This is a genomic window from Pseudomonas sp. F3-2, assembly GCF_038804275.1.
In the GTDB taxonomy this organism is placed as follows: Bacteria; Pseudomonadota; Gammaproteobacteria; order Pseudomonadales; family Pseudomonadaceae; genus Aquipseudomonas.
Window position 1 is genome coordinate 2,275,865 of record NZ_CP152388.1, and the last position, 16,277, is coordinate 2,292,141.

Annotated in this window: 14 protein-coding genes; 5 read left to right on the plus strand and 9 right to left on the minus strand. The window is 61.1% G+C overall.

The genetic code is table 11. The annotated features are described in order from the left end of the window. Positions 1–49 precede the first annotated feature (49 nt). The 8 genes from AAGQ88_RS10450 to AAGQ88_RS10485 all read right to left on the minus strand — a co-directional run bounded on the left by AAGQ88_RS10450 (position 50) and on the right by AAGQ88_RS10485 (position 7,967). Complete coding sequence (locus tag AAGQ88_RS10450; protein ID WP_342655240.1) at positions 50–991, minus strand: ABC transporter permease; 942 nt, start codon at positions 989–991, stop codon at positions 50–52. After that, complete coding sequence (locus tag AAGQ88_RS10455; protein WP_342655241.1) at positions 973–2,058, minus strand: ABC transporter permease; 1,086 nt, start codon at positions 2,056–2,058, stop codon at positions 973–975. The genes AAGQ88_RS10450 and AAGQ88_RS10455 overlap by 19 nt, the downstream gene beginning before the upstream one ends. Continuing rightward, positions 2,051–3,559, minus strand: coding sequence for an ABC transporter ATP-binding protein (locus AAGQ88_RS10460; protein WP_342655242.1), 1,509 nt, complete (start codon positions 3,557–3,559; stop codon positions 2,051–2,053). Before AAGQ88_RS10460 ends, AAGQ88_RS10455 begins: the two co-directional genes overlap by 8 nt. A 5-nt stretch (positions 3,560–3,564) precedes the next feature. After that, complete coding sequence (locus tag AAGQ88_RS10465) at positions 3,565–4,524, minus strand: BMP family protein (RefSeq protein ID WP_342655243.1); 960 nt, start codon at positions 4,522–4,524, stop codon at positions 3,565–3,567. A gap of 58 nt (positions 4,525–4,582) precedes the next feature. Continuing rightward, positions 4,583–4,978, minus strand: coding sequence for a RidA family protein (locus AAGQ88_RS10470; protein ID WP_342655244.1), 396 nt, complete (start codon positions 4,976–4,978; stop codon positions 4,583–4,585). Then, positions 4,975–6,096 (minus strand): LLM class flavin-dependent oxidoreductase, encoded by a 1,122-nt coding sequence (locus AAGQ88_RS10475; protein ID WP_342655245.1) that lies wholly within the window; start codon positions 6,094–6,096, stop codon positions 4,975–4,977. The genes AAGQ88_RS10470 and AAGQ88_RS10475 overlap by 4 nt, the downstream gene beginning before the upstream one ends. A 15-nt stretch (positions 6,097–6,111) precedes the next feature. After that, entirely contained in the window at positions 6,112–6,924 is an 813-nt protein-coding gene (locus tag AAGQ88_RS10480; protein ID WP_342655246.1) for an alpha/beta fold hydrolase, read from the minus strand. A gap of 140 nt (positions 6,925–7,064) precedes the next feature. Then, complete coding sequence (locus AAGQ88_RS10485; protein WP_342655247.1) at positions 7,065–7,967, minus strand: LysR family transcriptional regulator; 903 nt, start codon at positions 7,965–7,967, stop codon at positions 7,065–7,067. Positions 7,968–8,544: 577 nt separating this feature from the next. On the opposite strand from AAGQ88_RS10485, the gene AAGQ88_RS10490 reads away from it, so the two are divergent. The 5 genes from AAGQ88_RS10490 to AAGQ88_RS10510 all read left to right on the plus strand — a co-directional run bounded on the left by AAGQ88_RS10490 (position 8,545) and on the right by AAGQ88_RS10510 (position 15,094). After that, positions 8,545–9,915, plus strand: a complete 1,371-nt coding sequence (locus AAGQ88_RS10490; RefSeq protein ID WP_342655248.1) for a hypothetical protein — start codon at positions 8,545–8,547, stop codon at positions 9,913–9,915. Between the two features lie 80 nt (positions 9,916–9,995). Then, positions 9,996–11,345 (plus strand): gluconate:H+ symporter, encoded by a 1,350-nt coding sequence (locus tag AAGQ88_RS10495; protein ID WP_342655249.1) that lies wholly within the window; start codon positions 9,996–9,998, stop codon positions 11,343–11,345. A 300-nt stretch (positions 11,346–11,645) separates the two neighbouring features. Beyond that, complete coding sequence (locus tag AAGQ88_RS10500) at positions 11,646–12,455, plus strand: helix-turn-helix transcriptional regulator (RefSeq protein WP_093458053.1); 810 nt, start codon at positions 11,646–11,648, stop codon at positions 12,453–12,455. 105 nt (positions 12,456–12,560) lie between these two features. Beyond that, positions 12,561–13,961 (plus strand): NAD-dependent succinate-semialdehyde dehydrogenase, encoded by a 1,401-nt coding sequence (locus AAGQ88_RS10505; RefSeq protein WP_342655781.1) that lies wholly within the window; start codon positions 12,561–12,563, stop codon positions 13,959–13,961. 38 nt (positions 13,962–13,999) lie between these two features. Further along, positions 14,000–15,094, plus strand: coding sequence for an alkene reductase (locus tag AAGQ88_RS10510; protein WP_342655250.1), 1,095 nt, complete (start codon positions 14,000–14,002; stop codon positions 15,092–15,094). A gap of 213 nt (positions 15,095–15,307) precedes the next feature. Here the strand turns inward: AAGQ88_RS10510 and AAGQ88_RS10515 are convergent, their stop codons facing one another. After that, positions 15,308–16,246: a LysR family transcriptional regulator gene (locus AAGQ88_RS10515; protein ID WP_342655251.1), complete on the minus strand. Its 939-nt coding sequence runs from the start codon at positions 16,244–16,246 to the stop codon at positions 15,308–15,310. Positions 16,247–16,277 lie beyond the last annotated feature (31 nt).

The window sequence follows — 16,277 nt, forward strand, 5'->3', positions numbered from 1 at the left end:
GATTGAGGTGTCGAAACGTGGGTTGAATACGGTTGCCGATGGCCGGTGATCAATGTGCCGCGCCGCGTAAGAACGGTTTGCCCAGATCACCCGGTGCAGCGCCCGCGCGCCCCATGACGATCCAGGCGACGAGGGCGACCACGAAGGGCGTGGCCATCAGCAGTGGGGTGGCGATCTGAATGCCGAGGTATTGCCCCTGAAATTGCAGGGCTTCCAACAGGCCCAGGGCAATTGCCACCAGCAGCGTGCGCAGGGGCATCCAGCGGGCGAAGATCGCAATCGCGATAGCCAGATAGCCGCGCCCGGCGGTCATGTCGTCGATGAATGTGCCGCCCGACGCGATGATGCACAGGTAGGCGCCGCCCAGACCTGCGAGCATTCCAGTGAACAGTGCCGCGCCGAAACGCAGCCCCAGAACCGGCTGTCCGGCAGCGTCGAGGGCCGAAGCGTTTTCGCCCGCCGCTCGCAGCAACAAACCCGATCGGGTGAAGCGGAACATCAGCCACAGCGCCACGGCCAGCAGCACCGCCACGTAGAACACAGGGCTTTGGGAGAACAACGCACGGCCCACTACGGGCAGATCGGAAAGCCACGGCAGCTTCATCATCGTCACCGCGCGCAGCGACCCTGTCGGCGGCGTATCGACCAGTACCATTTGGCGGATCAGCGACGTGACGCCCATGGCCAGCAGGTTGAAACCAATGCCCATGACGATCTGGTTGGCTCGGGCCAGCACGGTACCCAACGCCAGCACCGCTGCCGCGAGTGTCCCGCCGAGCATGCCGATAGCCAGGGCAGCGACAGGCGAACCGGTCATGGCAAGGCCCACCGCCGACGCAACGGCGCCGAACAGCATCAGACCTTCCAGCCCGATAGTGAAAACACCCGCGCGTTCCGACACCAGTTCGCCCAGCGCCGCGAGCAAGACCGGCACACTCATGCGAACACCCGCGGCCAGAAACAGCGCAATCGTTACCGAGTTGAGGTCCATACCGGCTTTCCTTTGGTGAGCATGACGCCGCTGATCACGGCCAGAAGAAGGATCGGCAAGCCGCTGAGTACGTCGGCCAGCGCCGCGGGAATCGACAGCGAACTTTGCAGGCTCAGGGCGGCGCTGTTGATTGCGCCGAAGTACAACGACACGATCACTGCGCCGAAGGGTTCAAGGCCCGCGAGGAAGGCTACGGCCAGACCTTCGAAACCCAGCCCCGAAGAGAAGCCGTCGATCAGGCGGTACTGCACGCCCAGCGCCTCGAATGTGCCCGCCAGTCCGCCGATGGCGCCGGACAACGCCATGCTCGACAGCACCATGTGACCCGCTGACTGTCCTTGCAGACGCACGAAACCGGGGCTTTGGCCGCTGGCGCGCAGCTTCAGGCCGAAGGCGGTGTGTTGCAGCAAAACCCAGATCGCCAGGGCAATGACAACCGCCAGAATCACGCCCAGGTGCAGGCGAGTGCCGTCGATCAGCGGCACAAAGATGCCTTCCCGGGGCAGTTGTGCCGACATGTTGAAGGTCGACCCGACGGGGCGCATCGGCCCCTGAACCAGGTACTTCACGAAGTAGATGGCGACGAAGTTCATCAAAAGCGTGACGATGATCTCATCGGCGCCGCGCCACAGTTTCAACACAGCAGGGATCAACCCCCACAACGCACCGCACAGTGCGCCACTGACGATCGCCAGCGGCATCAGCAACGGGCCGATATTGCCAAACGCGAGGAATGGCAACATGGCACCGATCGCGCCCATCTGCAGCTGGCCCTCACCGCCAAGGTTGAACAGGCCGCCACGGATGGCAATCAATGCGCCGAGCGCGACCAACAGCCTGGGTGTCATGAACACCAGCGTGTCGGCCACGGCGCGCGCATCGCCGAACGCCCCTTCACCGGCAACACGCATCGCTGACAGCACGGGAAAACCAAGCAGCGCGATCAAGGCCACACCCAGGATCAGTGAACCTGCAAATGCGCCGAGGGTGACCCGCAGCGAAAGGGGAAGGCTGAGTTTCGCCAATAGTCGGCGCTGCGCCGCCGTATGTGAGGTGAGTTCAGGCATGGGCCGTCTCCAGAACACGTGAGTGAGGTTGCCGACCCAACGTCATCAGCGGTCCGATCGCTGTGAGGGACATGTCGGCGCCGTTGACTTCACCGGTCACTCGCCCGCCGTTGACCACCAGGATGCGGTCTGACACGCGGATCAGTTCTTCGATGTTCGAGGAGATGACCACCACGCAGGTGCCATTGTCGGCGGCGTGTGCCAGGCGCGTCAGAACCGCTTCGGCCGCGGCCACATCAAGGCCTCGCGTCGGCTGATAAACAACGACGACGGAGGCCGCCTGATCCAGCGCGCGAGCCAGCACGATTTTTTGCTGATTGCCCCCCGACAGCGACCGCGCCGGTGTGGCGTGGGATTGCGTGCGAATGTCGCTGAGCTCGATCATCACCTTGGCCTGTTCGCCAATGGCGCCATGATCCAGCAGCCCGCCGTGACGGAATTCGCCCAGCATGATGCGTGAGTAGAGCAGGTTCTGAGCCACTGAAAGGTCGAGCGAAAGACCCTCGTGATGACGATCCTGGGGCACCAGCGCCACGCTGATCTCCTCAGTGCTGAATCTGAGCGACCCGCTGTCCGGCTGACGCTGCCCGGCCAGCAGATCGAACAGCTCGGTCTGGCCATTGCCTTCGACACCTGCCACCCCGACGACTTCGCCTGCACGCAGCGTCAGGTCGATCTGATGCAGGCCCGGTGAGCCGCTGGAGGGACGCAGCGACACCTCACGCAGTGCCAGGCACTCAGCGCCGGGCGTACGCTCTGCCCCGATCCGGGCTGCGTTGGACACGGCATGCCCGACGATGCGTTCAACCAGTTGAGCCGAGTCTGTATCAGCGATCAGTCCAGTGCCGTTGGTACGGCCACGCTTGAGCACGGTGTAGCGGTCAGTGTTGGCCAGCACCTCGTCGACGTTATGGGTGACCACGGCCACGGCGGTGCCTTGGTCACGAACACGCCGCAGCGTGGCGTACAAGTTGTCGATTTCGGCCGGCGTCAGGATCGTCGAAGGTTCGTCGAGCAACAGCACACGCGTTTCGTTGACCAGCGCCTTGAGGATCTCGACCCGCTGCTGCAAGGCCAGCGGCAATTGCCCGACCACGGCGGCGGGGTCCAGGTCGACGCCAAAGCGTTCGATGAAGGCACGAACGTCAGCGTGACAGCGAAACGCACTGCGCCTGGCGCCCTTGGCGACCAAGGCCAGGTTTTCGCTCACAGTGAACGGCATGACCAGCTTGAAGTGCTGGTGAACCATGCCGATCCCGTTGGCGATGGCATCGGCGGGGCGCCGGTGGACGACCTCGCGGCCTTCCATCAGCACGCCGCCCTCGGTGGGCGCGTGAACACCGTAAAGAATGTTCATGAGCGTCGATTTGCCAGCCCCGTTTTCACCCAGCAGGGCGTGGATTTCACCCGTGTGAAGGGCGAGCGACACGTTGTCCAGCGCAAGAAAGCCATTGGGGTAACGTTTGGAAACGTGGTCGAGCTGTATGATCGGGACTGGCATGATCGTCACTCTTCAATCTTGATCTTGCCGGCCTTCAAGTCGTCCATGACTCTCGCGACCTTGGCTTGAACACTCGCATCGACGTGGGCAAACGGCATGACCAGCGTCCAGCCGTTGGACGCCAGGTTTTCGGTGACAATGCGATTGCCAAGCTTGCCTGCGGCGTAGTCATTGCCGATGTCGGCGTAGGATTTTCTGAAGTTCATCACCGTCGAGGTCATGACCGAGTTGGGATAGGCCTTCGACTGATCGCCGTACGAGCCGATGGTCAGCGCGCCTTCTTCATCGGCGGCCTGCTGGACCCCTGCGTCAGCGGTGTCAGCGGAAGGAATCACGAAGTCGGCGCCGCGAGCGATCAGGCCGGTGGCAATTTCCTTGGCCCGTGCCACGTCCACGAACGAGCCGACATACGCTGAATCCACCTGGACCTTGGGATTGACGTACGTCGCGCCCTTCTTGATGAACTGAATTGTGCGTTCAGCCGAGGGGATCGGCTCGCCAGAGATCACCGCGATGTGTCCCGATTTGCTGGCCGATGCCGCCAGCGCACCGAGCACGAAGCCGTATTCATCCCAGTCCACCGACCACGCCGAGTAGTTGGGCAGGTTGGCGGTGGAGCCTTCATAGGAATAAAGCACGAACTGGGTATTCGGGTAGGACGGCGCGACCTCCTTGATGGCCGCAGAGTAACCGGACGAGTGCGCGACGATCAGTTTCACGCCGTCGGAGGCCAGTTGCCGCAGCGCTGCGGGCGCCGCTTCGTAAGAGGTGTTTTCCAGGTAGCTGGGCTTGAAGCCGTCTTTGTCGGCCATGGCCTTGAAGCCTGCGTAACCTGCGCTGTCCCATGTGCCTTGCGTAACGGTCTGAGTGAACAACGCGGCCACGCGCGGGGCGTCGGCGGCATGGGCCAATGAGCTGAAGCCCAGCGTGGTGGCGGCGATCGCTAAAATGTGATGAACGTTCATGTCGAAACTCCTGGTCGCACCGCGACGATTGGCAAAGAGGCTGGCTTGAAGAATCTGTTCAGTCCGGCGGCAGAATCAGGGTCACGTCGATCTCGGCGAGCAGGTCTGCATCGGCGAGCCCGGCCACCACCACGAACGTGCTGGCGGGCAAGTCGTAGCCTTCGAAGAACGCCGAACGGGCGCGATGCAATGCAGGGATCGTTTCCCGAGACAACGCATAGGTGTTGAGCTTGACCACCGCCTCCGGGCCGACCCCGAATGCAGCGAGAGCCAGGCCGATGTTTTCCCAGATCTTCCTTGCCTGGGCGTCGATGTCGCCTTTACCGACCACGTTGCCGTCAGCGTCCCAGGCCACCTGGCCGGTCAGGAACACCGGTTGTCCGGCTCGGACCACTGCATGGTTGTAGTAGGTCTGTTGCTTGAGGCCTTCGGGATTGCAGGGACCGGTCTTCATCCGCGTGCCGCCTTTTGGTGGGCGCGTGCGTTGGTCTGCACGCCGTTGAGTTCGAGCACTTCCAGCACCTCGGTGCCCACCACTTTCAGGTCATCGATGAAGTCGGGGACGATCACCGTCACGCCGTCGAGCTGCGCGCCCTTGATGATTTCAGCGAGCTTGTTGCCGATGGTTTCCGGCGAGCCGACGAGGGCGGCACGGGTCATGGAGTTGCGTTGTTCGCCTTGGGAAACGAAACGCTGAGCCATGGTGTTTTGCTTGAAGCTCTTGTCGCCGGAGTATTCGCGGGTCTGATTGTCCAGCGCGATGGTGTCGACGCCGGAGTCATAAAGGGCCACGCGTTCACGGGCTTCGGCATCGGTGGCACCGGGGACAATGGTGAACAGGCCGTAGGTCTTGAAGTCCGGTTTGCCTTGTTGGGCGGCCAGTTCCTTGGCCCGCAGACCGGTCTTGATGAAGTCGTCGTGATCGGAGCCCAGCATGAAACTGCCGGTGCAGTGCTGCATGGTGAACAGAAAGCCGCGATCCGAGGCGCCTGCGCAGATGATCGGCGGCGGCGTGATGGGTTTCGGGTTGGACATGCAGTCGGTCAGTTCGTAGTGCTTGCCCTTGTGGTCGACACGGTCCTCTGTCCACAAGCGCTTGAGCACGGTCAGCCACTCTTCGGCCATTTCATAGCGCTCGGAATGGTCGAGGTCTTTCCACAGGCCCATCTGGCCCTGGTCGGTGGGGTTCGAGCCGGACACGATGTTCAGGCCGAACCGGCCCTTGGAAATCTGATCGAGCACTGCCGACATCTTGGCCACGACGGCCGGGTGAAACACCATCGTATGCACCGTGCCCCAGACGCCGATTCGGCTAGTGGCTTCGGCGAGACCGGCCATGGTGGTCATGCTTTCCAACGTGATGTCCCAGTGTTGCGAGGGGCCGCCGTAACCACGCCACTTGGCCATCGACAACGCAAAATCAAATCCCAGCGTTTCGGCCAGAATCGTGACTTGCTTGTTGTAATCGTAGGTCGCGGGTAGCTGCGGGCTGGTGGTGGAGGTGATCCAGCCGCCGTTGCCGACGGGCAGAAAAACACCGAACTCCACGCTTTTGCTGTCGTTGTCGGACATGGTGAACTCCTTGAATCAGAGGGCTGAAGCTTCGGTCTGCGGGAAACCGACGCGAGACAAAAAATCGGAGAGGAGGCCGTTGAACGTTGCCGTTTCGGTCTCCGAAAAACTGTGGCCACCTTTGGGCACGATGCGCAGTTCGGCGCCGCTGATCGCTTCGGCCAACAGACGTGACTGATAGGGCGGGGTGAGGATGTCGTCGTCGGCGCAGGTCACCAGTGTCGGAATGCGAATCATCGAAAGCTGTGCGGTCGCATCGTGGGCCATGATTGCGTCGATACGGCGCAGCACGATTTCCCGGGCCGGGAAGTTGGCCACCGACGCCAGAAGGCCCGGCGACAGCGATTCAGCGTTGGCGCGAATGTGCTCGGGCGGGTAGAGGAACAGCGCGCTGCCGTGGACGTACTCTTCCAGCGATGTGCCTTCCAGAAGGGTGCGGCGCATGCGGAAGCACCAGTTGAAGTGCGCGTCGGATTTCGACCAGCTGGCGTACAGGACCATGCCGGCCAGCAACTGCGGCTCACGGGCAGCGAGCAATTGTCCGATCGCGCCACCGGTCGAGTGACCGATCAGCACCGGGCGATCCAGTTCAAGTCCCTCGATCAATGCTTGAAGGTCATCGGCGAGCGTCTTGATGCTGTAAAGCTCGTCCGGGTGGTCGGATTTGCCGGCGCCGCGCTGGTCGTAGGTCACGACAGTGAAGTGCCGGGCAAACCGTTCGACCTGAGGTGCCCAATAGCCGCCTGCACCACCCAGCCCGGAGACGAACACCAGCGCGGGCCCGCTGCCTTGAATCTGGTAGTGGGTCTGGATTCCATTGGTCAACATGCTCGGCATCTGGCTTCCCCTGGTCAGCTTGGTTGCGAATGTCATTGGCTGATGTTCGCGGATGACTATTTATTGCACGGGGGTTCAGGCGGCACGTAACTGCGAATGCTGCATGCCATGTTGCCCAAATTCGAACACCCTCATGCTTCGCTGGTCAGTGGGAAGCGGCTCTTGAGGAATTTGAGGAACGCGTTGGTGGCGTAGCTGGGGACCCTTTCCTGATGCACGCAAACCGCCGAACGCACGTTTCTGAACGAGTCGAGGTCGATAGGAATGGCTTTGAGCAGCCCGGCATCAATCTCCCGTCGTGCGGAAATTTCCGGTCCGATCGTCACGCAGGCGCCGAGCACAGCCGTGGCTCGCAAAATATCCAGATTGTTGGCTTCGACGATGATGCGCGGCTTGAGTTGACGTGCCTCGGGCGTGCGGTCGAACAGCTGGCGCAAACCAAAGCTGGGGCGAGGGAGGGCGAGGGGACGCTTGCACAACTGCTGCATCGTCACAACGGCTTCGCCGGCCAGCTCGTCGTGCCTGGAGACCAGACAAACCACGGGTTCCTTGCGTTCGGCGACCACGCTGATTTCAAAGCGCAGCTCGGGGTTGTAGATGATGCCGATGTCGGTCTCATCGCGGATCAAGGCCTCGACGATCAGATCGCTTGAGCAGGTGGTCACCTGAAAATCGATGCGTGGGTGCAGTTGCAGGAAGGCTGCAATTGTCTCTGGCAGGAAGCTCGACAGCACGCCCTCCATGGCGTGAATCTTCACTTCGCCCTGATCCAGTGAGCGAAACGCAGCGATGCCCTCGCGTACACGCTCCAGGTCGCGAAACAGGGTTCGGGTGTAACGCTCCAGCATGACGCCTGCAGCCGTCAGTTCCACACCCGTATTGGTGCGCTCCAGCAGCGGTGTGCCCAGTTCATGCTCAAGCAGGGCGATCTGCCGGCTGACGGCGGAGGGGGTGACGTGCAAGCGGTCAGCGGCGCGCCGGATGGCTTTCGATTGCACGACTTCGTTGAAGTAGCGGAAGGCGGTGAAGTTCAAGGCTTTCTCCAGGTCGGCCCTGGAACGCGGGTGCATCTGCCGTTGTGATCTGGTCAACAGGCAAGGCGAACCGATTCGGTGCCCTGCCTCGATCAGGCCATGCAGCACGTTACCCAGGGGGACGAATGGGACGGCAGGCCGAAGGTCCTTGGCCGGATGCTGAGCAGCTCAGCATCGGTGTCTATGCACAAGCCGTGCCCTGACTGCCAGGTTCTGCGCGTTCGGCTGAGGTGATGCGTGCTCAAGCCGGTCGACCGTCAGATCGCTCGCGCTTGCTATGTCCAGGGCCAGGTTTGAATCCCCAGGTCCGAACGCTTCCAGCTCGTTCGACGTTACCGATTCCCGGTATCGCTGCCCTCACATCGCCATGTTAAAAAATGGTAATGATCCGTCTCTGCGGCGTGGAAGCGGCGCTATCTGCTTCGATGAGCCTTTCCTGGTGTGAATTCATGTTAAATAAATTGACTGAAATGTGAAAATGGCATTATGGTCCTCCACCTCGGCAACAAATAATCCAATAACGACGCTTGTGCCAAGGCAGTGCCCGGCACGACAAGCTCTACTCCGAGGTCTACCGATGAATTTCGAGTTACTGTTTGCGAATCAGTCGGCCCCCGTTCGCTATGCCCTGACCGGCGCGAAAGGTGGTTTCTCCCGCACATTGCTGGCACAAACGCTGAAAATGCCAAGGCTGCAGGCAGCAGCGCTGTGCGACCTTGACGTCGACGGCCTGCGCGCGCTGTGCCTGGAGCTGGGTTTCGCCGCCGAAAGCCTGATCCACTGCGCCGATGCTGCCGCTGTTGCCGCGGCGCCCACAGACGCCATCGTGCTGGTAGCCGATATCGAACTGTTGGCCGACGCAACCTACGACATTCTGGTCGAGGCCACCGGCAACCCGGCCGTGGGTTACCGCGCGGCGCGTCGCGATATCGAGGCCGGTCGCCACGTGGCCATGGTCAGCAAAGAAGTCGATTCGGTCTCCGGTATCAGCCTGTCGCGTCTGGCCGCCAGGCACGGCGTGGTTTACACCACCGCGGACGGCGATCAGCCAGCCAACCTGATCGGCTGGGTGAGCTGGGCACGGGTGCTGGGGCTGGAGATTATCGCGGCAGGTAAGTCGAGCGAGTACGATCTGATTTTCGATCCAAAGACCGGCAGCATTACTCAACTCGACCAGACGATCGCTGCCCCGGCCATGGGCGACCTGCTGCAATTGGGTGACGACATTCCGGCCACTCTGGCGGCGCGACGCGCGGCGCTGAACGGCTTGAAGACGTCGGCGACTGCTGACTACTGCGAAATGTCCGTGGTAGCCACCAACACCGGCCTGATTCCTGACGTCGAGCTGATGCATTACCCCATTGCCCGCACCAGTGAGCTGGCCGACATCTACGCCCTGCGGGAAGACGGCGGCGTGCTAAGCAAGCCTGGTGTGATCGAAGTGTTCAACGTGCTGCGCTTGCCCGATGAAGCCAGTTTTGCCGGCGGCGTTTTCGTGATCGTTCGCACGCACGACCAGCCCACCTGGCAATTGCTCGCGCAGAAAGGCCATGTGGTCAGCCGCAATGGCCGCTATGCGTGCATGTACCTGCCGTATCACTTCATGGGTGTTGAAACGCCCATCACGCTGCTCAACGCTGTCCTGCACAAGCGCGCGTCCGGGACCGACAAGCCTAGCCAATGCACCGTGCTTGCAGGCCGCGCCACCGTGGACATCGCTGCCGGCACCGTGCTGAACATGGGCGGCCATCACCATGACGTGACCGGCGTTCAAGCCGTGCTGCTGGCGGCCGCTGACGCGGGCGACGATGTCGCGCCCCTGTATCTGGCAGCCCATGCCACTGCCGCTCGGGATATCAAGGCCGGGTCCTTGCTGACCCTCTCCGACCTCAGCGGTCAGGACGCCGAACTGCACCGCGCATGGTGCGATGGCCGTCAGCCCGTCTGAAGCCGGGCGCCCGCTCGGCGGGCGCCCCCATCCGGCTCAGCACCTCACCTTGAAAACGTGCAAACAGGCTCAACAAAAACATGAATAGTGAACTGTTTATATTTTCGATGGCGGCCGGCGCCATTGTCGTCCTTATCGTTCTGATTACTCGACTCAAGCTCAATCCGTTTCTCGCCCTGACCTTGACCGCCATTGCCCTGGGCCTGCTAAGCGGCGTCAGCTCGGCGGAAACCGTGGACAGTTTTGCCAAGGGCTTCGGCTCGGCGCTGGCCAAGACCGGCCCTGTGATCGGCCTCGGCACCTTGCTTGGCGGCATCCTGCTGGGCTCCGGTGGGGCGGATCGCATCGCCAATGCCTTCATCGGCCAACGCCCGGTTCAATATGCGCCTTGGGCAATCTGCGCCGCGGCTTTGCTGATCGGCATGCCGCACCTGTTCGACGTCAGCTTCATCATGCTCGCGCCGCTGGTGTATACCGTCGCCAAGCGCACTAACAGTCACCTTCTCTACATCGGCCTGCCCTTGGCGGCCGGGCTGTATGTCTCCCATGGCTTGCTGCCGCCCCATCCGGCGCCGACCTTGGCCGTCGCGGCATTTCACGCGAATACCGGGCTGACGATTTTCTATGGTTTGCTGATCGCCATTCCGGTCGCCGTCATCTGCGGGCCCATATTCACCAAACTCGTCAGCCCCTGGTTCGGCCCCGCTCCAGACTTGACGGCCGGCCCTGTGGGCGCGCGGGAAGTCGCCGAAGGTCAGCCTCAGGCGTCGCTGGTGGCTTCGATCATCGCGGTGCTTCTGCCCCCAGGGCTGATGTTGATCGGCACCTTGGGCATCGCTTTCAACCCCAAAGGAAGCGAGCTGTTCGGTTTCTTCAATGCCCTCAACAACCCGATTCTGTCGCTGCTGGTCGCGGTGATTTTCGCCTTCTTCGCGCTGGGGTTGCGCTCGGGCTTCAGCCTCAATCAGGTGCAGAAGATGGCCGGACAGGGCCTGGCTCCGCTGGGTGCGATCGTGATGATTCTGGGGGCCGGTGGCGGTTTCAAGGAAATGCTCACCGCGACCCACCTCGACGCGCTGATTACCCATCACGCCTCCGGCTGGGCGGTCAACCCATTGATCCTCAGTTGGGGCATCGCTGCGTTGCTGCGCATCTGCCTGGGCTCGGCCACGGTCGCCACGGTCGCGGCGACAGGCATCGTCGCGCCGCTGGCGCTGGCCCATCCGGAGCTGTCGCCGGAGTTACTGGTGCTGGCAACGGCCTCGGGCGCGGTGATGCTGTCTCATGTCAACGACTCGGGATTCTGGCTGTTCAAGGAATATTTCCAGCTGACGGTCGCGCAGACGTTCCGTACCTGGACCTTGATGCTGTGCCTGCAGTCCCTGCTGGGCCTGGTCGGCGTGCTCGTCATCCAGGCGGTCATCGGGTAATCGACGTGGGTGCTTGCCTCGAGCTCCAGAGCTCAAGAACTCAAGAGCCCAAGAGCGCAGGAATGCTGGCGAACGCGACGAATTCCCCGATCCTTGGCGACAGTGGGAATGAAGTTACAGCGCCTGCGCGAAGGCTTCGGCAAGCTCCCGCTCATTGCCGATGCCCTTGTACACCCATTCCGGCCTAACGCTGGCATGCCTGGCTGGAATACAACTTTCATATCGGCAGTTGTAAACACTCGACCGGATCTCATCCAAGGCTTTACGATCCGGCGATGACCTGTCGCACATGAGGGCCCCATGACCAAGAGACCATCGTTGGAAGCACGGCGTGAATTCGGGAAATTTCTTTCTGCGGGACGGGCCCGTCTGGACCCCAAGGATTTCGGCCTGCCTGAGGGGCCTCGTCGCACTCCGGGCCTTCGTCGGGAGGAAGTCGCGGTCCTGGCCGGTGTCAGTGTCAGTTGGTACACCTGGCTGGAGCAAGGTCGGGATATCCAACCGTCACCTGACGCCCTGAGGCGTATTTCCAAAGTTCTCAAGCTCGATCACGTCGAGTCTTCGCATCTGTTTGCGTTGTCTGCACTTGAAGCGCCTGCCCCGGCGGCAGGCGGCGGCATCACTCCAGGGCTGGAAATGCTGGTGCGCGCGATCAATCCTGTCCCTGCTTATGTGCGCAACTCCCGACTCGACATTCTGGTCTGGAACGACGCTATCGCTGATTTGCTCGTCGACTACGGCTCATTGCAGCCTCATGAGCGCAACACCCTGCGTCTGTTGTTTCTGTACATCCCGTATCGGACATTGATTCTGGATTGGGAGCAAATGGCCCGCGGAATGATCAGCACCTTTCGCGCCTCCCGGGCACTCGCTCAAGACAAGGCGCCGTTCGACAGTCTGGTCGAAGAGCTCTCGGCCCAGAGCCCGGAGTTTCGAGAGTGGTGGCAGGAGACCGAAGTCAAGGGCTTCGACGAAGGACGCAAGCGGTTGCTGCATCCAGTCAGCGGCTATATCGACTTCACCTACGTGGCGCTGACGCCGGAAGGCAGGCCAGATCTTTCGCTTGTGACGTACATCCCTCGTCACCATGCCTATGACTCTGACTCATAGGATAACAACACGCCTTATTGGCCTTTGCGAACATCCCTAAAGTGGCGTTCATCGCAGCGCACACCGCGTTGCAGCGATACTTTAGAGGTGATCCCGATGACCGCAATGAATCCCGCTTCGACTGCACCCGCCTTTGCGACTTCGCGTAATCCGGCAACGGGTGAACTGATCGCGACGTATCCTTTCCAGACGCCGAGTGAGGTTGAACAGCTGCTGGATACCAACGCGGCTGCCTTCCGCCTGTGGCGTGCCACCCCGATGCGCGAGCGAGTCACAGCTTATCGTCGCCTGTCCGCCACCCTGCGAGACCGTTCGGATGTGTTTGCGGCCTTGATCACCGCCGAAATGGGCAAGACCCTGGCTTCAGCTCGGGCGGAGGTGGAGAAGTGTGCCGCGACGATCGAATGGATTGCCGACAATGGTCCCGCGATCCTGGCTGATGAGCCCGTGAACGTCGAGGGCGATGATCAGGTTCACGTTTCGTTCCTGCCGATCGGAACCATTCTGGCCGTGATGCCCTGGAATTTCCCTCTGTGGCAGGTGATTCGTGCTTCGGGTCCGATCATGCTTTCAGGCAACGGTTTCCTGCTCAAGCATGCCCCTAACGTGATGGGCTCTGCGTACGCCTTGCAAGAGGCCTACGAGGCCGCAGGTTTCCCGAAAGGACTGTTCGCTAATCTCATCGCGGACAACGATACAGTGGCTCGCACGATCGAAGATCCGCGTATCGCAGCGGTCACCCTTACAGGCAGCATGCGCGCCGGGTCGGCCGTGGCGGCCACTGCCGGCAAGGCGCTCAAGAAGAGTCTGCTCGAACTGGGCGGCTCCGACGCTTTCATCGTTCTGGCAGACGCCAATGTCGATCTGGCCGTCAAAGCCGCCGTCGAAGCCCGCTTCCAGAATGCCGGCCAAGTTTGCCTGGCGGCCAAGCGCTTCATCATCGAGCAGCCGATCGCGGAGGCATTCACCCGCAAATTCGTGGCAGCTGTCCGGCAATTGAAGGTCGGAAACCCACTGGACAGCGAGAATAACGTCGGGCCAATGGCGCGCGGCGATCTGCGGGACGAGCTCGATGGCCAGGTTCAGCGCACCATCGCCGCCGGTGCCACCTTGCTGTTGGGAGGCAAAAAAATGGACGGCCCTGGCAACTTCTACGAACCCACGGTATTGGCCAACGTTCTGCCGGGAATGGCCGCATTCGACGAGGAAACCTTTGGACCGGTCGCCGCAATTACCGTCGCTGAAAATGCCGAACATGCCATCGCGCTGACCAACACCAGTGACTACGGCTTGGGCGGCAGCCTGTGGACACAAGACCAGGCCCGCGCCCAGCGCATTGCCCGCCGACTGGAAACGGGTGGGGTTTTCATCAACGGCTTCCCCGCCACGAATGCGCGCATCCCGGTGGGCGGAGTGAAGAAAAGTGGCTACGGCAGAGAGCTCTCGCATTTTGGGCTGCGCGAGTTCACCAACGCGCAAGCCGTCTGGGCCAAAACCGTCGACTGATACGCCTGTCAACTTCCTCATTCTGCAGAGAGATCTTCATGACCAATCGTATTGCAAGCCCGATCCTGCAGCCTGTCACCTTGGGTGGGTTGCAACTCAAGAACCGCATCGTGATGGCGCCCATGACCCGCAGCCGCGCAGATGACAATGGCATACAGCCTGATTATGCCGCCGAATATTATGCCCAGCGCGCAGATGCAGGCCTGATCGTTACGGAGGCGACCAACATTTCGGCCCAAGCGCGCGGTTATACCCGTACGCCAGGCATTTGGACTGATGACCAAATTGCGGCCTGGAAACGGGTTACTCAAGCCGTACATCAGCGCGAAGGCAAAATATTCCTGCAACTGTGGCATACGGGGCGCATGTCGCACCCCGATATGCACGCCGGGGGTTTGCCCGTCGCGCCCTCTGCCATCAAGCCACACGGACAGATTCGCGTACATGAAGGCATGAAGGATTTCGTTACGCCTCGTGCGCTCAGGACCGATGAAATTCCGCTGATCGTCGAGGACTATCGCCGGGCAGCTGAGAATGCCAAAGCCGCAGGTTTCGATGGAGTGGAAATTCACTCGGCCAATAACTATCTGCTGGAACAATTCGTTCGCGACAGTACCAACGTTCGGACCGACCGTTACGGCGGCTCGCTGGAAAATCGCCTTCGCTTCCCGCTGGAGGTCGTCCAGGCTGTCATCGACGTGTGGGGCGCCGAACGAGTGGGCATTCGCATTTCGCCAGTCACCACTACGCCGGGCGAAACCCCGCTGGACAGCGACACCATGCGCACGTTCGGCACCTATGTTGCCGCGCTGTCAAACCTTGGGCTCCTGTACATCCATGAGATCGAAGGCGTCACGCAGCAGAGTCGAGAGGAGGTCAGCGGTGTCAGCTTTGCCGCGCTGCGACAGGCGTTCCGCGGTGCCTACATCGCGAACAATCAATACACACTGGATCTGGCCGAGCAGACGCTGGCAGCCGGCGATGCTGACTTGTTCAGCATCGGACGCCCGTTCATTGCCAACCCTGATCTGGTCGCGCGGCTGGCCAGCGGCGCGCCTTTGGCAGAAGCACCCAAAGCCTACTGGTATGGTGGCGACTCGACCGGCTATTCGGATTGGCCAGCGATGAGTTGAGTGTTCCGCTCAATTCACAGTTGCCCACTCGCTCCCGGTGCCGTCGCTTCTGCGACGGCATTTTCATACGTGGGGCTATCACTTGCAGCCTGGATTGCGAGGCGTCGGCAGAGACGCTGAAGCCTTGGGGGCTTGGGGTGGACGGGGTGGCCTCTCGCCGTAACGCGAGCCTTGAATTTCAACGCATTGACGATCCAATCGCCTGAAGCTCTTTCATTCGCACTTTCTGCCCTTCACAGGATGCTGTTCCCATGGAGGACAAGGCGACCAGGACTCCACCAGCTTATCGATGAAGAGTCGAATTTTTGGAGACAGATGCCGCTTGCTAGGGTAGATCACCCGAATAGGCTCTGCGGCCTCTGCGTATCCAGCGAGCAATTGAACAAGTTTGCCGCTCCTCAAATCGTCGTTAACCACGTAGGAAGGAAGCGTCGCGATACCCAGGCCAGCGACAGCTGACTGGTGCAATGACTCAGCACTGTCCATCTGCAACCTTCCACCATGAGTAACGGACACGGAGCTGCCATTCACGCGAAAATTCCAGGGAAGCAATCTCCCACCGCTCACGAAATGCAGGCACTGGTGCTCGGATAGATGCTCAGGCGTTTCAGGCGTGGCATGTTCAGCCAGATACTTGGGTGAGGCGCAGGTAATCATTTGCTGGTAGGCCACAGTGCGCGTTAGCAACCGAGAATCTTCCTTCGGTGGCCCGATGCGCATTGCCAGATCAAATCCCTCATCGATCAAATCCACCAGCCTGTCCGAAAAGGCGATATCCACGCTCAGGGAGGGCCAATCCTTGAGACAGCACTCAATATGCTGAAGGACATGAAGTCTGCCCAACGCAACCGGCAGACTCATCCGCAGTCGCCCACTGGGTGTCGAACGACGAAACGCGAGAGCATCTTCCACGTCATCCAGATCCTGGAGAACGCCCACGCAGCGCTCATAAAGAACCTGGCCGTCATCGGTCATGCTCAAGCTGCGCGTGGTGCGATTCAGTAGACGTACCTGTAGACGAGTCTCGAGCCTGACTATCGACTTTCCCACCGCAGAGCGCGTGAGGCCCAGTTGCTTTGCCGCCGCCGTGAAGCTTCCAGCGTTTACCGAGCTTACGAACGCGGCGATGTCATTCAGATTATGCAGTTCCATGGGGTCTCGGTAGTCTCAACGTTCGGGCGGC